Source organism: Allomuricauda sp. M10 (assembly GCF_020782875.1).
GTDB lineage: Bacteria > Bacteroidota > Bacteroidia > Flavobacteriales > Flavobacteriaceae > Flagellimonas.
The window spans coordinates 1-18,771 of the sequence record NZ_JAJGBN010000007.1 but is presented as its reverse complement, the minus strand read 5'-3'; the positions used below and the strand labels follow the sequence as shown (position 1 = coordinate 18,771).

13 protein-coding genes are annotated in these 18,771 nt (G+C 41.7%); 10 read left to right on the top strand and 3 right to left on the bottom strand.

The genetic code is table 11. The features are described 5' to 3' along the window. Positions 1–129 precede the first annotated feature (129 nt). Together LKX84_RS15665 and LKX84_RS15660 are read left to right on the top strand one after the other, a co-directional pair. A complete protein-coding gene (locus tag LKX84_RS15665) occupies positions 130–948 on the top strand; it encodes a PIG-L deacetylase family protein (RefSeq protein ID WP_228238260.1) in 819 nt (272 codons plus the stop codon). A 98-nt stretch (positions 949–1,046) separates the two neighbouring features. Then, complete coding sequence (locus LKX84_RS15660; RefSeq protein ID WP_228238258.1) at positions 1,047–1,709, top strand: sugar-binding protein; 663 nt, start codon at positions 1,047–1,049, stop codon at positions 1,707–1,709. Here LKX84_RS15660 and LKX84_RS15655 read toward each other — a convergent pair. Next, positions 1,690–2,733 carry a LacI family DNA-binding transcriptional regulator gene (locus LKX84_RS15655; protein WP_228238257.1) on the bottom strand — a complete coding sequence of 348 codons (1,044 nt, stop codon included), beginning with the start codon at positions 2,731–2,733 and terminating at the stop codon, positions 1,690–1,692. The two genes, LKX84_RS15660 and LKX84_RS15655, sit on opposite strands and share 20 nt — an antisense overlap. Before the next feature lie 234 nt (positions 2,734–2,967). Here LKX84_RS15655 and LKX84_RS15650 point away from each other — a divergent pair, with 234 nt between their 5' ends. The 8 genes from LKX84_RS15650 (at position 2,968) to LKX84_RS15615 (ending at position 15,295) form a co-directional block, all read left to right on the top strand. Then, the gene (locus LKX84_RS15650; RefSeq protein WP_228238256.1) at positions 2,968–4,062 is read left to right on the top strand and encodes a mevalonate kinase; all 1,095 of its coding nucleotides are present in this window, start codon (positions 2,968–2,970) and stop codon (positions 4,060–4,062) included. Between the two features lie 230 nt (positions 4,063–4,292). After that, positions 4,293–7,586, top strand: coding sequence for a SusC/RagA family TonB-linked outer membrane protein (locus LKX84_RS15645; RefSeq protein WP_228238255.1), 3,294 nt, complete (start codon positions 4,293–4,295; stop codon positions 7,584–7,586). A gap of 12 nt (positions 7,587–7,598) precedes the next feature. Next, positions 7,599–9,071 carry a RagB/SusD family nutrient uptake outer membrane protein gene (locus LKX84_RS15640; protein WP_228238254.1) on the top strand — a complete coding sequence of 491 codons (1,473 nt, stop codon included), beginning with the start codon at positions 7,599–7,601 and terminating at the stop codon, positions 9,069–9,071. A 59-nt stretch (positions 9,072–9,130) separates the two neighbouring features. Beyond that, positions 9,131–10,483 carry a Gfo/Idh/MocA family protein gene (locus LKX84_RS15635; protein WP_228238248.1) on the top strand — a complete coding sequence of 451 codons (1,353 nt, stop codon included), beginning with the start codon at positions 9,131–9,133 and terminating at the stop codon, positions 10,481–10,483. Positions 10,484–10,507: 24 nt separating this feature from the next. Then, positions 10,508–11,884, top strand: a complete 1,377-nt coding sequence (locus tag LKX84_RS15630) for a DUF4832 domain-containing protein (RefSeq protein ID WP_228238240.1) — start codon at positions 10,508–10,510, stop codon at positions 11,882–11,884. Positions 11,885–11,910: 26 nt separating this feature from the next. Then, positions 11,911–12,756, top strand: coding sequence for a PKD domain-containing protein (locus tag LKX84_RS15625; RefSeq protein WP_228238238.1), 846 nt, complete (start codon positions 11,911–11,913; stop codon positions 12,754–12,756). Between the two features lie 145 nt (positions 12,757–12,901). Beyond that, on the top strand, positions 12,902–13,993 hold the full coding sequence (locus tag LKX84_RS15620) for an acyltransferase family protein (protein ID WP_228238236.1): 1,092 nt from the start codon (positions 12,902–12,904) through the stop codon (positions 13,991–13,993). A gap of 27 nt (positions 13,994–14,020) precedes the next feature. Further along, the gene (locus tag LKX84_RS15615; protein WP_228238235.1) at positions 14,021–15,295 is read left to right on the top strand and encodes a DUF4832 domain-containing protein; all 1,275 of its coding nucleotides are present in this window, start codon (positions 14,021–14,023) and stop codon (positions 15,293–15,295) included. Between the two features lie 270 nt (positions 15,296–15,565). Here the strand turns inward: LKX84_RS15615 and LKX84_RS15610 are convergent, their stop codons facing one another. Both LKX84_RS15610 and LKX84_RS15605 read right to left on the bottom strand, forming a co-directional pair. Continuing rightward, the gene (locus tag LKX84_RS15610; protein ID WP_228238234.1) at positions 15,566–17,188 is read right to left on the bottom strand and encodes a glycoside hydrolase family 31 protein; all 1,623 of its coding nucleotides are present in this window, start codon (positions 17,186–17,188) and stop codon (positions 15,566–15,568) included. A gap of 7 nt (positions 17,189–17,195) precedes the next feature. After that, on the bottom strand, positions 17,196–18,113 hold the full coding sequence (locus LKX84_RS15605; RefSeq protein ID WP_228238233.1) for a sugar phosphate nucleotidyltransferase: 918 nt from the start codon (positions 18,111–18,113) through the stop codon (positions 17,196–17,198). Between the last annotated feature and the right edge of the window lie 658 nt (positions 18,114–18,771).

The window sequence follows — 18,771 nt, the reverse complement described above, 5'->3', positions numbered from 1 at the left end:
TTTTGATTGGGGGTAATTATAAGTGTTTCACACATATCTGGCACAGAACCACTATATTTAATAGCTTAACCAATTCAAATTGTTTGTATAAAAGCAAAGCTATGTTGTTAAACTGAAACACTTCCACATATGAAAAAACCAAATTCTCATTTTTTATTCAGTTCAGCCGTAACCTTTGTTTTAATGCTATCCGTTCAGCTCGAACTTCACGGTCAAAAACCTCTTGAAGGCAAGGTATTGATGGCTATTTTTGCCCACCCTGATGATGAGGGAACCGTTGCCCCCATACTTGCCAAGTATTCCAGGGAAGGTGCCCAAATACATCTGGTCACGGTAACTGACGGCAGGTATGGTTCCAACGAATTTAACAACCATATGGAAGGTGATACATTGGTCGCTATTCGGAGAGAGGAACTAAAGTGCTCCGCTGCAATTTTAGGGGCCAAACTTCGCCATCTGGATTACCACGATCAGTTAAGGGCCGCGGAAGGTTATGATGGCCATATACCCCAAGCACGTGGGATCATAAAGGACCTGAATGCCATTATTGAGGAAGTGAAACCAGATGTTTTGATCACCTGGGGGCCTGATGGTTGGTCCAACCACATGGACCACCGTCTTGTTGGCGCCTCGGTCACACAGGTGTACCTATCCAAGAACTGGGAAAAACCTATGTCGCTCTATTTTTGTGGCATTCCTTCCGATTTGATAGAGAATCCAGAGGAAAGAATGCTGCACGGATTGGAAACAAAATATTTGACCACTAAAGTGGCGTTCTCGGATGAAGACCTGGACAAGGCTTACCTTTCACATAAATGCCATAAGAGTCAAATCAACCCGAAAACGACCAAGGAAGACCTTAAGAAGAATTGGTATAAAAATTCAATGTTCATTTATCTTCGAAAATTTGAAGGTCCCAAGGAGACATCGGACACGGTTTTTGAATAAAAGGAGCATGGGACATTCATGGAATAAAAACAATACATCAAACCCAATGGTTTTAAAATTATTCTGAAATTCATGATAAGAAACATTGATATGGATAAATGAAAGCATATGTAGTCAAATTCATCCCCAACAATCAATTGAGTATTACCGGAAAGGCAGATGATCCGTCATGGAAAATGGCCAATATCCTGACCGACTTCGGTTCGCCTTGGCGTGAGTTTGATCACACAACAACAGAATTCAGGGCCTTATGGGATGAAGAAAATTTGTTTTTCATGTTCCAAGTCTTTGACATCAGCATCCATATAGACAAAAAGGGTATTGGAAATGAGAGCATAAATGTTTCCGACAGGGTTGAGCTGTTTTTTAGACAAGACGATTCGCTTAACCCCTATTATTGTCTGGAGATCGACCCAACGCCAAGAATCATGGATTTCAAGGCACTTCCTAACAGGGTTTTCGATTTTAATTGGAATTGGCCAGAAAATAATTTGATCGTAAAATCTCATTCCCATTCAAATGGATTCATTGTTGAAGGTAGTATCAGTAGGGCATCTTTGGAAAAACTGAACTTGATCCAGAATAATAAAATTGAAACGGGAATCTTTAGGGCAAAATATGAAAAAGTGGACGCTTCCGCATATGAACCCATTTGGATTTCTTGGGTGGATCCCAAAACTGAAACCCCCAATTTTCATATTGCCTCATCATTTGGCACACTGATACTCGGGGATGGAAATCCTAATTTTCCAGATACGTAATCAAATTTTCAGAATTCACGATACCTATGGGCAACAACCTTTTATTGGGTATTTCCTTGTTGAACAAAAAATGTTCTATCAAATAGGTCAACCCAATATAGGTCTGGGTTTTTGGGCTCTGATGTATCAAAAATGAAATCTTGTTCTTTTTCAAAAGGTCGTTGTTCTTATCCAAAAGATCATAACCGATGACCTTGATGTTTTTATGTTCATGACCCTGAAGCATCTCTACCAAATTGTATGACTTGGAAGTGGTCACAAAAAAGCCCAAGGCTTTATTGTTCGATTTCAAAAAATTAGTCAAGGATCGGTCAGGGTTTGTTTGATCTACACTTAAGGTCAATATCTTATGGTCGGCTCCTTTCAATCCATTGAAATAGTCCCTAAAACCCTTTTCCTTTTGCTGCATGTGTATGGCATTGCTCAGGGATTCACTGAAATGGCAGATTACAATATCATGGTCGTCCGGAACAATCGTATGCATTAGCTTAGCGGCCACCCTCCCACTTTGATACAAATCCTGTCCCACAAAACTGACAGAGTGCTCCAGATCTATTTGGCTATTGAACGTACTTACCACAATACCTGCCGATCTGTAATTTTTTACGGCATTGATACTCTCTTTCTGGAATAGTGGCGAAAGCAGCACGGCATCGGGTGCCAGTTTCAATATCTGTTCATTGACTTCCTTGAAGGATTTGGTACTACTGGGACCATAAAAAAACAATTTGATGTCCACCAAAAAGGATCTAAATTCTTCTATGGCCTGATTTACACCATCAACACAGGGAATCCAGAAGTTGTCTTCTTTGGGATCCGGCAAAACAACACAAATTTGGTAAACCTTATTGTTTTTTAAGCTCTGTGCAATTGGATTGGGCTTGTAGTCTATTTCATCAAGTATTCTGGTGACCTTTTCCAAGGCTTTTTGGGAAACCTTGCCCCTCTTGTGGATCACCCTATCCACTGTGCCTTTTGATACTCCTGCCTGTTCAGCAATATCCTTGATCGTGTATTTCTTCATATTTAGGCAAATATATAACAATGTTCGTTGACAAAAAATAATGTGTTCGAAAACACAATTTTGGTGTGCTCGAAAACATTTTTTTGTGTGTTCGAACACATTTTTTGTCCAATTTCTTTTTTTATTAAAAAAAAACAGATACATTCGTTAGCAACGCGAGTCTTAATTTGATGATTTTTTAACAAAAATTTAATAGCAGAAAGACTCTTAACCAGCACATTTTCAAATATTTAAATGAAAAAAATAATATCACTTGCCCCTGGAAGAACATGTCTGTTCGGAGACCATCAGGATTACCTGGGACTACCCGTTATTGCATGTGCCATTAGCAGGAGAATAAAATTAACGGCAGTTGAGAACGGACTACAGGTCTTTAACATCAACAAACCGGATATCAACCAAAGGAGGATCATCCCCATAAATGGGAACCTTGAGAGTATAGAAAAGGGAGATCACCTATTGCATGCCCTAAAAGTCCTTAGGCGTTACAATTGTGTTCCCGATAAGGGCTATGATATAGAGATAAAGGGAAATTTACCGATCAACGCAGGTACTTCAAGCTCTTCTGCCGTTGTTGTGTCCTGGGTCAACTTTTTGATCGAAGCCTTTGGGATCGATACCGAGGTAACACCGGAATTGATCTCCCAGTTGGCCTATGAGTCGGAAGTATTGGAGCAAAAGGCTCCTGGAGGGAAAATGGACCAATATAGTATTGGACTGGGCAATATCGTATTCATTGAGACGGGAGATGATTTTTCGTTTGAAGTGATCAATCAACCCTTACAGGGCATTATCATTGGGGAATCAGGGATTCCCAAAAAAACACTGGGACTCTTGGGCGAATTAAGGACCAAGGCGAAGTTGTCCATTGAGGCCGTAGAAAGTAAAATCAAGGATTTTGACATCAAAACCGCTAAAAAGGAGGACCTGGAAAAATATTTGGTCCATGTTCCCGATGACCTGAAAAACTATTTGTACGCAGCCATTACCAATCACGATATAACCCTAAAGGCTTTAACTGAATTCAGAAAACCCCAACCAGATTTTCAAAGGATTGGCGCGTTGATGAACGAACACCATAATATCCTCAAAAACATTCTGAAAATCACCGTGCCCAGAATTGACAAAATGATAGAAGGGGCATTGAATGCGGGTGCCTATGGGGCCAAGATCGTTGGCTCTGGCGGAGGGGGCAGTATTGTGGTATTGGCTCCAGAGGAAAAGAAAGACCAGGTAATCGAAGGTATTCTAAACGCAGGAGGAATAGCGGCGTATGAAGTCAGCGTGGACTCCGGGGCAAGAATACTTGAATCCGTAGAAACCGATTAATTAATATGATTTGATCCACTACCTATTGGAAAATAGATAATTCCAAAAAGGAGATGCACTTAAAACCAGAAACAATCAAATAACAAACTCAAATGAAACATGAAAAAAACCAACGACTCTGAACCGATTTTAGAAGCCGGAAAATATTGTGGCATTTTCCGGCTGTAAAACGTGACTTAAAAATCTCCAAATAACTAATTAAATCACCAACGTAAAATATGAAAAAAAATATGAAACTACTCAGAGGAAAGGGTGTTGGGTTCTATTTTGATTTGAAAATAAAGCTGACCGTTTTAGCGATGTTGGTCTTCTTTTTCAATGTAAAAGCAGAAACCTATTCACCAAATGAGAACTCCGTAATTGAGACTACTCAGCCTCAAGACAGAGTGATTACGGGTACAGTTACAGATGAAATGGGGGTTCCGCTTCCTGGGGCCACTGTTTTTGTAAAAGGAACCACCACAGGTACCTCAACGGATTTTGATGGAAATTACAGCTTGACCATCAAGGGCGGTGCCACCACTATTGTGTTTTCTTATATTGGTTATATACCTCAAGAGAAATTGATAGGCAATGACTCGGTCATTAATGCCTCTATGGTCCCAGACAATACTTTGTTGGATGAAGTTGTCGTGGTAGGATATGGTACACAAAGAAGAAAGGATATAGCAGGGGCCATTTCAACAGTGGAAACGAAAGAACTGGTACTGTCTTCATCGCCTTCTATTGGCGATGTACTAAGAGGTAAGGTTTCGGGCTTGCAAATTACCCAGAACAGTGCACAACCCGGAGGTGGGCTGAATTTTCAAATCAGGGGTGCGGGATCCATCAATGCCAGCAACCAACCGCTTATAGTTGTTGATGGGTTTCCAATTACCGATTTCCAACAACCAGGTACCGGTAATAGGTACAGCGGAGGAACGCAAAGTATCTTGAACTCTTTCAACCCCAATGACATTGAAGCCATCTCCGTTCTAAAAGATGCCAGTGCCACTTCAATTTATGGGGCTAGGGCTGCAAACGGGGTTATTTTGATCACTACCAAAAAAGGGGTTTCAGGAAAAGTGGAGGTAAGTTACTCCTCCTCTCTTTCGTTACAGGCCTATAACGACAATTTTGATGTGTTGAGCCTACAGGAATGGATGAAACTACGAAATGACGCTGCTTATGAAAACTGGCTTTTCCAAAACAGGGTTGAACCTTACAGTAGTGGCAATACCAGCAGCAGAACCTTGGAAGAGGCCATAGCCAATCCAGTTAATGGTGTGGCATTCACAAGATTCTATTCGGACGATCAAATAAACAACGCCGGACAAAGTACCAATTGGTTGGGCTTGGTAACCAGGGACGGTAGTACACAACAACACAATCTTTCCTTAAGGGGAGGTACCGAAACCACCAGATATTTCTTATCGGGTAACTTATTTGACCAGAAAGGGGTATTGAAGAACTCCGCTTTTGAGCGAGCATCCCTAAGGTTCAACCTGGATCAAAAACTATATGATTTCCTTTCTGTTGGGATGAACCTTACCATGAGTAGGATCAATAACGATAATAGCCAGTTAGGAGGAGATCGCTACGAGAATTCAGGGCTTTTAAGGTCGGCATTGCAATATGGACCCCATATACAGGCTATCGATGAAAACGGAAATTATCCTATAAATCCTGATAATTCACAGGAACCAAATCCATACTCACTGCTTACCATCACTGATAAGGGTGTAATAGACAGGACCCTTACTAACTTTTTCATGGAAATTAAACCGATAGAGGGTTTGGTGGCAAGGTTCCAGGCGGGTATAGACCAAGGTTATACCAGTAGAAATACCTACTTGCCCAGGACAACATTGTATGGTGCATTGGAAAATGGTAGGGCCACCATAGCCAACGAGAAAAAGAACGACGCCCTTTTTGACTTTACCTTGAACTATTCCAAGACCATCAACGATGACCACAATTTTAATTTCTTGGTAGGTTATTCCAGACAAAAATACAGATCAGAGAGTGCCTCTTCAGGAAACAGTGATTTTATAACCGATGCCTTTCTTTGGAACAATATCAATGCTGGTGCAGGTACCAAGGTATTGGCCTCGGCCAAGTATGAGAATAACCTGGTATCCTATTTTGGGAGACTCAACTATACCTTTAAGGACAGGTATATCTTGTCTTCAACCGTCAGAAGGGATGGTTCCAGTGTGTTTTCCAGAAACAATAGGTTTGCGGTATTCCCTTCCATTGCCTTAGGCTGGGATATTGCAGGAGAGCCTTTTATGGACGGCCTTAATGACCAGATATCCCAGTTGAAATTGAGAGTGGGTTACGGGGAAACGGGGAATGCCGATATTGGTTCCAATGCCTTCGCCGCCTATTATGCACAGCCTGCGTATCTAAATCCCGATGAGTCCATATTAATTGGGGTATTCCCATCAAGGTTGGAAAATCCAGATTTGAAATGGGAGACCACAAAGGAAATCAACCTAGGTCTGGACTTTGAAGTTTTCAAAGGAAGGCTGTCCGGATCCTTTGAAGTTTACAACAAAGAAATTTCGGATCTGTTACAAATAAAACCCATCAATTCCTATAATGAGATCAATCAGGTATGGGCAAACGTAGGTTCCACTCAAAGCAGGGGTCTGGAATTGACATTGAATACAGTAAATATTGACTCCAAGGATTTCAAATGGAACAGTACCCTGGTTTTTTCCAAATTTAAGGATAGATGGAAGGAAAGAGCTCCAGATTGGAAGCCTAGCATCTACCAAAAAGAGGATGATCCGATCCGTGCACGTTATTCCTATATTTCCGATGGTGTGATGCAGATCGGTGAAACGGTCCCAGCCCAACCCGATCTTTTCCCTGGACAAATAAAGATCAAGGACATCAATGGCTTTTCTAGGGACAATGAAGGAAATCCTATAGTTGACGAGAACGGAAGGTTTGTTGCAACAGGGGAGCCAGATGGTATCATTGACGAGGCGGACATTGTCTTAATGGGGTCTACCGACCCAGATTTCATAGCTGGTTTCAGCAATAGTTTCCAGTATAAAAACTTTCAACTGAACTTCCATTTCAACGGTATGTTCGGAAGAGAGATCGTTGATGCCACCGATCTTGCCTTGGGGGTTTCAGCAGATGGGGTATGGCAAAATGGACGTAATGCCCTTCGAAACATTTATGATAGATGGACACCTGATAATCCAACAAACACAAGACCTGCTTCACATTATGGCTATACTCCATATAGTGCAGGAGACTTCTTCTTGCAAGATGCATGGTTCATCAGATTACAAAACCTATCCCTATCCTATACTTTACCTTCCAAATTGACCGGGAAACTTTTGCGCAGTGCGGCCATCAGATTTGATGCCCAAAACTTGTTCGTGATCACCCCGTTCAAAGGAGTGGATCCTGAAACCAACGGATATGACCCTAGATTACAAGGTACCGATCAAGATCCTACAAACTTGGTGGCCGCGTATCCTAACGTCAAGACCTACACACTTGGGATAGATTTAAAATTTTAAAAAATAATGATTATGAAAAATGTAAAACTAATACTGCTAGGGTTACTGATAAGCACAATGTTTGGGTGTGACCCAGAACTGGAATCCATAAACTATGATGAGATCAACCCAGCTATTTTTCCGGCTTCCGAAGCAGATGTAGAAGCTCTTGTTGTAGCGGCCTATTATCCATTAAGAGGCTCTTGGTGGAATGGAATACACACCACATCGGAACGCGGGATCATGTTCGTCAATGATGCTACCACGGAAATCCTTCAGGGTAACTTTGGGGTACAGCAATTGGCAACATTAAGCAGCTATATTCCTACTAGTGAAGGTGTTACCAGATTTTATGACGATTTCTACAACAGGATCAGTTCCAACACCTTGAGTATCGATCGATTGGAAAATTCCACCGTCAATGAAAACATCAAAAAAAGAGGGATTGCCGAACTCAAATGCGCAAGGGCCTTTTTGAGCTATGAACTTTTTGATATGTATGGTCCCATTGTGGTAGCACCATTGGATGTTTTGCAAAACCCGTTGATCGAAACACCTTTGGCAAGGTTAAGCCATGATGAAATGGTAAGTTTTATCGAAAAAGACCTCTTGGAAGCAGCCGTAGACCTCCCTTCTCCCTCTGAAGCAGCTTACGGAAGATTCAGTCAAGGCTTTGCGAGAATGCTTTTGATCAGGTTGTACCTACATGAAAAAAGATGGGCGGATGTAGAAGCGCAGGCCAATGCCATTATAGCCATGAACTATTATGAGTTGACCGACGATTATGTGGATATGTTCAGCACGGAATCACAGGCCGATAATAAAGAAGTGATGTTCGCTGTACCAGCGGATTATGCGGGTACCAGTGAAAATCAGTGGCAAATGATGGTATTGCCTTCCAATTATCCAGTTAGAGGTGGATGGGCCACCATACAAAGTTCTTGGATGTTCTATGATTCCTTTGAGTCAAATGATGTTAGAAAAACCAATTTGATAGCAGAATATACCGGGACCGATGGGGTTACCTACAACAGAAATAATCCAGGAAATGTGATGCAAATGGGTCCCCTACCCTTAAAAATATCGGAAGATGCAGACAGGAACACTGCCCTAACCACAGTGGACATCATTTTATACCGATATGCAGACGTGATCCTGTCCAAGGCTGAAGCCATTGCCAACAAGAATAATGCACCCAATCAGGAGGCCATAGACCTTGTAAATGTGATTAGGGAACGTGCGGGCCTAAATCCCATACTATTAGCGGATTTTGCCACTATAGATGCATTCAATGAAATGATCCTTGTGGAAAGATCCCATGAATACTGGTGTGAGAATGGGCAATATAGATCAGACCTCATCAGGCATGGAAAGTTTGTGGAACATTCCATAGAGCTGAACGGCGCGGCAAGTCAAGCGGCCCCATACAAAGAGCTATACCCCTTTTCACTCCAAAGAATTAGTGAGGGCAAGGGAGCTTTCTTGCAAAACCCTGGTTACAACTAATATAATTTGGTTCAGGCATAAAACCATAATTGACAATAAATACAAAGCAACTATAGTACATGGATTCTAGAAGAGATTTTATAAAAAAAACCGCAGTATTGGGAGCAGGAGTATCGGTAGTTCCAAGTTTTGTTTTTGGGGCATCCCCGAACATGGCCAAACTTAATATTGGCATGATCGGTGTGGGCCTAAGGGGAACAAATCACCTGGAAAACCTTTTGTTAAGGGATGATGTGAACATAGTTGCCGTTTGCGATATAGATCCGAGCAGAACAAAACTTGCAGTTGAAAAAGTAACGGAAAAGGGTGGTCGAAAACCTTTGGTTTTCGGAAAGGATGAACATGACTACAAAAATCTTCTAGCCTTGGACAACATAGAGGCCGTAATAATTGCCACCCCTTGGTTATGGCATACCCGTATGGCCAAAGATGCAATGAGGGCAGGAAAATACACAGGTTTGGAAGTATCTGCCGCCAATACCCTTGAAGAATGCTGGGATCTCGTGAATACGCACGAAGAAACCGGAGCCCAATTAATGATCTTGGAAAATGTAAACTACCGAAGGGACATCCTCGCCGTATTGAACATGGTGAGACAGAACGTGTTTGGGGAATTGATCCATTTCAGATGTGGGTACCAACATGATCTACGCGAGGTCAAGTTCAATAATGGAAAACAGCCCTATGGCGGTGGTGTGGAATTTGGTGAAAAGGCAATTTCAGAGGCAAATTGGAGAACACAGCATTCCGTAACCCGAAATGCCGATCTATACCCTACACATGGTGTGGGTCCTATTGCCGCTATGTGCGATATCAACAGGGGAAATCGGTTTTTATCCTTAACGTCCCATGCCACAAAAAGTGTAGGTCTGCACAATTATATTGTCAAGAACGGAGGAGAAAACCATCCCAATGCAAGTGTAAAATTCAAGTTGGGAGATATTGTGACATCCACAATAGAAACGGCAAACGGGGAAACCATCATCGTTACCCACGACACCAATTTGCCAAGACCATATTCCCTAGGTTTCAGGGTACAGGGGGCAAATGGTCTCTGGGAAGTTGATGGGAACAGGATCCACATAGCCGGGGTAACGGAGGCCCATCAATGGGACAGTGCCGATAAATGGCTAGAGAAATATGACCACCCCCTATGGAAAAAATACGGGGAACTTGCCACTGGTGCCGGGCACGGTGGTATGGATTTCTTTGTGATCAATGCTTTTGTGGAATCTGCCAAATTGGGAGTGGCACCACCAATGGATGCTTATGATGCAGCGGCTTGGAGTGCAATTACACCACTGTCCGAGGTTTCTATTGAAAATAATGGGGAACCTCAGGACTTTCCTGATTTCACCAGGGGCAACTGGATCAAAAGAAAACCTTATGATTGGATCAAAGACACATATTAATCCACTATTAACCAAGTATACACTATGAAATATAAATTGATTTATCTGCTGGTTTTGTGCACAATTGGTTGTGGCGGTGAAAGCAACGGTGAAGTTCCCGTTGACCCGGATCCAGAACCCGTGGACAACAGTATAAGCAATATATCCTATGTGGCTTCATTTGATGTCATATCAAATCCGGAAAGGGGATTTATGCACCATTGGGCAGTCGAATCCGAAGGAATGCCAATCAGTGTGGCAATGCTCAACAGTTTGAAAAACGAAAAGGTGACCATCATCAATCGGATATATTATTTGGACGCATTTAAGGATGCTGACCTCAGTCAAGCCGAGTTGGATCTAATAACCACCGATTTTGAACGAATGAGAACCGCCGGTATTAAATGTATCCTGCGATTTGCCTACAATAGCGACCAAAATGAAACCGATGCACCGTTGTCCAGGGTCATTTCGCATTTGGACCAGTTGAAACCCATTTTGACCGACAATTATGATGTAATTGCTTTTGTTCAGGCAGGTTTTATAGGATCATGGGGAGAATGGTACTACACGACCAACAATTTGACCACGCTTGAAAATAAGACAGCCATACTCAACAAACTATTGGAAGTATTGCCAAAAGAAATCAAGGTACAGGTCAGGACCCCATTGTACAAACAGGAGATCTTTAATTATTCCACCGCTATGAATGCAACTGTGGGGTATGGTGACAGCGATATTGCCCGCGTGGGGTTCCACAACGATTGTTTTTTGGCAAGTCCTGATGATTATGGGACCTATCAGAACATCACCATAGAAAAAGACTACATAAGCAAAGAGGCCCTTTTTGTTCCCACTGGTGGAGAAACCTGTCCCCCATCTGGGGTACCGACTGCCAGTTGCACTACAGCCGATACGGAAATGGCATTGTTGAAATGGACCTATTTGAACCTTGATTATTATGGTCCCGTACTGCAGGAATGGAGAAACAATGATTGCTTTGAGGATTTTCAAAGAGAGTTGGGGTATCGGCTTTTACTCAAGACCGCCAGTCTAAAGAAGGAGGTGAAAGCCAATGGCAATTTTAACCTGGACCTAGTCATGGACAATGTGGGTTTTGCCCCCGTTTACAATAAAAAGAATGCCTCTTTGATATTGAAATCCACTGATGATGGGACCATCCATAGCAAATCGTTGGACTTTGATGTCAGAAAGGTAGTGCCTGGTGCGGAATACGATTTAACAGAAACCGTGAACCTATCCGGTATACCAGCGGGGAGCTATACCTTGTATTTAAAAATCGAAGACGCTTCCCCATCCTTGAAAGATAGACCCGAATATTCCATTCAATTGGCAAATTCAGGCACTTGGGAGGCCAGTACCGGCATGAACGAATTATTACACACACTAATAATCAACTAAAAACCATAATCCTAAACACATAAGTCATGAAAAAATTCAAGCTTTTATATTGTCTTTTGGTCGTTTCACTGCTTGCAGGTTGTGACTCGGACGATTCCACAAGTTCAGAAAGCAGCATTGTGGCCGACTTCTCATTTACAAGCGATGGAAGCACTTTTACCTTTACCAACCTATCCCAGGGGGCAACCACGTACCGATGGGATTTTGGTGACCTTTATTTTTATTCCTACGAAGAAAATCCTACCTACACCTATTCCATTGTTGGTGGTGAGCTAACCGTCACGTTAACCGCAATGAATGAATCCGGTGAGGAGGCCCATGTATCAAAAATGATCAGCGCTCCGGTGATCATCAATGCCAACATCGATATTGATGGCGATTTTGAGGACTGGGAAGAAGTGCCTGTTTCCTATGAATTTGCAGGTACCGTCAAAAAAATGAAGTATTACACCAAAGGACCCAACATAGACATCTACTTTGAAGGTGGATCGGATATGACTTTGGAGATTACGGACATGCTTTTCAATGTGGATGAAGACAACGGAACAGGATATAATGAAACATGGAATATTGGTGCGGAATACCTATTTGAAGGACCACCGGTTTTAGGTTCATGGGGAAGCTTTTACAGTTATCCTGGTGGCAGCGGAGGCTGGGCATGGGACTGGATAGGATTGGATGGGCACGGTTTTGAATCCTCTGGGGTAATTGCCGTTGACGGCAGCACCAATGCGATAGAAATGAGATTCCCAAAAAGCTTTTTCGGAACTGTAGGGGACAGCATTGATTTTGGAATGTGGTTGAATTGGGGTGTTGAGTACTATCCTGCAGATACCGCTGGTCCGGCCATCAATATAGAAATTCAGAAATAAGTTGAGCTGTTGCATTTCTTGCTCAATAGGAGTCTTATTGAATGGTATTGGTCCTAGTGCATAAATTTTATTAAACACATACTTAACAATAAAACCCTAATAGATCGCTTGAACATTTATTAGGGTTTTTACTTAAAAAATAGATATGGAACCCAACAATAATCGATTACTATCCTTGGATTTTTATAGAGGTCTGACCATGTTTTTGCTTATTGCAGAATTTTCAAGTCTGTTTGAATACCTGGTTGCTCCAGAACTTCACGGTACCCTTATACATACTATTGGAGAACAATTTCATCATGTGGAGTGGGAAGGGCTGCATTTTTGGGATCTGATCCAACCTTTTTTCATGTTCATTGTGGGTGTTTCCATGCCTCTCTCCTTTTCAAAAAGAATGGCAAAGGGAGATACATACAAAGAACTGCAGAAACATGCTTTTAAAAGAGCTTTTTTAATGCTGGTTTTAGGATGGGCGTTGTACTGCATTGACCCCGGAAAAATTGTTTTCAGGTTCCAGAATGTGTTGGCACAACTCTCGGTCACCTATCTCCTTGCCTTTTTGGTCATCCGTAAAAAACCTATCGTCCAAATCGGGTTTTCCATCATCCTTATTTTAATGAGCGAGGCCATTTATAGATTTTTCTCCGTTGAAGGTTTTAACAATGCCTTTGTGCCAGGAGAAAATTTTGGCGCATGGTTCAATATTTTGATCTCCGGTGAAGAGGACAGTGGCCATTGGGCCATGTTCAATGCCATTCCCACCGCCGCACATACCATTTGGGGCGTGTTGGCAGGCCAACTGTTGATCAGTAAGAAGACAACCAAGGAAAAAATCCAGCTTTTGGTTATTGGGGGTGTCACGGCCTTGATCATAGGATATGGCTTCAGTTATGTAACTCCCATCATAAAACGTATTTCCACGAGTACATTTGTTCTTGTAGGTGGCGGGTGGTCACTATTGGCCCTTGCATTATGCTATTGGGTGATAGATGTCAAAAAATATCAGAAGGGAGTGCTGTTCTTTGCCGTTGTTGGGATGAACCCATTATTCATCTATTTGTTCGCACATGTTGGTGGGGCCGAACTGATCAGAAAAATATTCTTACCATTTTCAAACGCCCTGTTCGGATGGACGGGAGCACTGAGCGCTCAGATACTATTGAGTATTGTAGTGCTCTTCTTCCTATGGTTCATTTGCTATTGGATGTATAAAAAGAAACTATTTATCAGAATTTAATCATTGGCTAAAAGAAGCTTCGATCCTATGAAAAATCTTTTGTTCTTTCTTGGTTTAAACTGTTTTCTCATTGCTTGTGGCGGTGGAAACAATAGCAATTCCGATGAAAACCCGGAAGGTCAGGAGCAGGTATTAAATGGTGGCGGTGTGAGCAGTTTTACCAAAGTACAACCTATGACCGGAATCGTGGTGTGGGATGGAAATCCGAATGCCAACTCCGGAGCGCACACCCTAGAATATTCCTATATGCTTTTTGAAGATGTGGTTTCCGAAAAAGGAGTCTATGACTGGACGGTTGTTGAAGATAAATTGAACGATATCGCCTCACGGAACCATCAAGCCATCCTTCGTTTCAGATATACCTATGTGGGACAAAAAACATCAGTGCCGAAATACATTAAAGATTTACCGGATTATCATGAAACACAAGGGATCAGTGAAGGCAGGGAAACATGGTTTCCGGATTGGTCACATCAAGAATTACAGGACTTTACCTTGGAATTCTATGAAAAATTTGCCAAACGATATGATCATGATAACCGATTGGCCTTCTTGCAGGTAGGTTTTGGGTTGTGGGGAGAATACCATATTTATGATGGTCCATTTGCCTTGGGAAAGACGTTCCCTTCAAAAGAGTACCAAATCCTATTTTTGAATAGAATGAACACTACGTTCACAGACCTTCATTGGTCTATTTCCATTGATGTTGAAGACGGCAATGTTGCTCCATTTCGTGATAATCCTTCGTTATTGAATTTATCATTTGGCTTGTTCGATGATTCCTTCATGTCCGAGGAGCATGCAACTGTCAACGAACAGCGTTTTAAATTTCTGGAACTGGAAACCCGCTATGTCAACAATCCGGTTGGGGGTGAATTCAACTATTATACGGATTATGATCAGCAAAATGTCCTATCACCCAATGGTCCATATGGAGAGTCCTATGAATCGTTCATAAAACGATTCCACACCACCTACATGATCGGAAATGACCAATACAAATATCAATCCTTGGATAGGATAAAAGAGGCCAGTATCCACACCGGTTATAAGTTTGAAGTCACCAAATTTGTAAAATCCGACAAAAAATCTTTGCTAACCGTACGAAATGTTGGAACAGCCCCCATTTATTACGATGCCTATCTTTCCATTAACGGCAATAAATCCACCGCTTCCCTTAAGACTGTGCTGCCCAATGAAGAAAAGGAATTCACTATCAATTATGATGGGAATGAAGATTTGGTGATTTCCTGTGACCGATTATTGAAGGGACAAACTATAGATTTTAAAAGGTCTTTTTAATATTTAAGGGATTGTCATTCAGGTAGGAGCAATTTCGCCTAAACTTTGGTAAAGGGCTACTGCGATGCAATAATATCACCCCAATAGCCCTTGCTAAAAACTAACTAACAACTCAAACAATCTGTACTTTCAAGGTTTCTGTTCCTAAATTCTCTAAAACGGTAACAGAATAACAAGTATTGGACCATAGGACTACCTATAAATTCAACACTGTGGTTTTATTTAAACCTTATCAATATTTTGCTTCGATATTCTGTATCAATCCTAATTTCATGTGCCAACCTTGGTAAAAAAAGGGAGTCTACTCAGTGGCACCTCAATTTCTATGGTCTTGTTCCCTTTATAAATTTTACCCCTATCGTCTTTCCATTTTCCTTTAGGAAGAATCACTTTCCGGCTTAATGCACCTTTTGTCACCACCGGAGCTACGATTATGTTATCTCCCAATACGAATTGATCCTTAATGGTTTCATAACCATCGTTAGGAAAGGCCAAAGCCATGGGTTTTACAATTGGCTCCCCAGTTTTTGAGGCCCGATCTGCCAGTTGAAGAATATAGGGACCCATCTTTTCATGGAGTTTTGCGGCTTCCAAACAATACTCTGCATTTTCTTTGGACAACACACGCCATGGTGCCACCGAAAATTGCATCATGGGCATCAAGGCGTGGACCTGGGCAGATCGTACGACCAATTCCTCATCCATAGAGGCAAGATCTATGAACGAACCATACTCCCCTCCCCCTATCATATCCGGGCAGGTGTATGCATACCCCATCAAACTTTGGGACATCTGGTCTGGAATCAATTTTTGCAGATCTTCCCAATTATGTCCTTTGTCCCTTAATCGTTGTGCCAAAGGCAAACCTGCCATTTTCCATGACGCCCGATATTCATTCAGGGGATAGTCCAATCCAAATTTGGCATACAGGGCCGTATGGTCGTTAGGCAAAACGTTTTCAAAAGAAACGATGCCATTTTCATAAAACTGGGCATCACCCGCATCAAATTTAAATCCATCCACCCCGTATTCGTCCACCAAATGGTCCAACTGCTCCTTGAACCATGTATTGGTTTTGGGATTGGTCAAGTCCAAACAAGCACTGGCGCCGTTCCACCAACGTATTATGGCTGCCGTATCCTGGGTGTTTTTCCATTGTACTTCTTGATTTTTCTGCGGAGCCTGCAAAAGCATGCCCTCTTTTGCCAGATAACGGAAAATCTCCGAATCGGGACTAACAAAGGGACACACCCATAGCATTACCTGAAACCCCATGTCATGGAGTTTCTTTATCATTTCCTTGGGATCCTTGAATCGTCTAGGTGAAAATTGCCAAGTCCCATAGTTCTCCTGCCAGTTATCATCGATCATCAATACTCCAGGGGGGTACCCATGATCCAAAATGCCTTGGGCATATTTCAGGATATCCTCTTCATTTTGATTGTAGATCAGCTCTATCCATGTATTGTATTGGGGATGTGTAAACAACTTTTCTTCTGGAACCTTACCATTTGGAGCAAAGAAGTTTTTCGCTACATATTGGTATGCATCGCGTAAATTCTTGCCTGCACTGCCAGACTGAATCTCCCCAACCTTGGTCGTTATCTGAATGTGGCCTTTATCGAAGGTATATTTAATTGGAAAATCGGACCAAACATACCTACCCTTATTGGAAAGTAGGATGGGTTGAGCCTGATTGCCTTTATCATTGGCCCATTGGTCATGACTTACCTCAGAATTGGCATCATATGGCGTATTGTGCCCCTCGGTGCTTAGCCCACCCCACCAATACTCACCTTCCACAATATCCAAATCAAGTGTGTCCCCTTTTTGGGAGTACGAGTTGAATGTGATCAGGGCCAGTATCGCAAAAGCTCTTAGAATCAATTTCATACCTTGTCTATCTTGTTTTGGACATTTTCCAAAGTTCCGTTGGGTAAATGTGTTCGCTTTTCAATTTATCGATCGATCTTTGAACAATTTCCTTGTCTTCTTTGTACGTTACACCGAACCACTTGGCATCCGATTTTAAAACCTTTACGGTCACCGAGTCCAATTGCAACATTTCATTTACAATGGATGGAATGTAAAATTCAGCCTTCAAACTTTCCTGGTTTTCTTCCAAGAATTTTAAGAATAGGTCTTCTGCGAACGCAAAACATTTAGGGGTAAACCCAAAAAAATTCATTGATACCACAGTATTCTCGTCAATGGGAACAAAGTTTTCATTTTCGTCCTTTCGCATTAATCGCCCATCAATTTTTTCAATATGGGTCCTTTCCTTTATATCGGTCAGGTACCCCTCTTCGTCCACTTGGCATTCTCCCCTTGAGACGAAGCCATGATCTGATATGGTATTTTTCAACAGGTAGGACATGGTAAAAAAGTTGTACGATTCCTTGTCCGTTGTGCCCAAAGCTTCGGCCATGACCATGAAGGCCTCTCTTCCGTAAAAATCATCCGCATTGATGATGGCAAAATTTTCGTTCACCACATCCTTCACCATGAGAAGGGCGTGACCTGTGCCCCAAGGCTTGACCCTCTCCGGGTTCAAATATTTCTTTGGAACATTTTCAAGTTCTTGATATACATAAACCACTTCGGCCTTCCCCTGTAATTTTGGGTTAAAGATTTCCTTGAACTCGCGCTCAAAACTCTTTCGAATAATGAAAACGAATTTTCCAAATCCGGCCTGCAGTGCATCATAGATTGAAAAGTCGATTATGGTGTCTCCTTGGGGGGTAAATGAATCTATTTGTTTAAGACCTCCATAACGACTTCCCATGCCTGCGGCCAAGACCACCAATGTAGGTTTCACTTTTTTCTGCATTTGATTTCTATACTATTGATATTCTGATTTTTACAAATCCATTTATTGAAACATCAAATTCAATTTCAATCGAACTTACGTATTTTTTATCCAAGAAAAAAACAAAATCAACAAAAAATGTGCTCGAACACACTAAAAAATGTTTTCGAGCACATCTTGAACATACAAAGAAAAAACAACTCGATCAAGTTTTATTTTAAGGCTGGGAAGTTCAACCAAAAAGATTGAAGACCTACTATTTTAAACCAGGTTGATTGATGCTGAGGAGTTTTTACCCGCTCGGGTTGTTCACCACATGTTTATATATCTACTAATCTGTTAAAGACCACTTCAAATCATTTCAAGAATTTCCTCAGAATCCCATCCCTTTTAGGAGCGTAGTTGTAGTGAAGTCAGGATAGCCGTCTTTAATTTGAAAATGATGTACAAAAAATAAAGTCGAAGCTGCAGCCCAACTCATTTCTTTATCCATTATAACATCCCAACGATTTTCAAAAACAGCATTGCACACCTTTGTGTAATGACTATTTATAAAAGAAACACGGCCCCTAAGGACCGCGTCTCCATAATTAACTAAACTAACCTAAACTGACTCTCAGATTTTAATACGTAAACTTTTAAATCACATAGTATACCTTTCAAATGT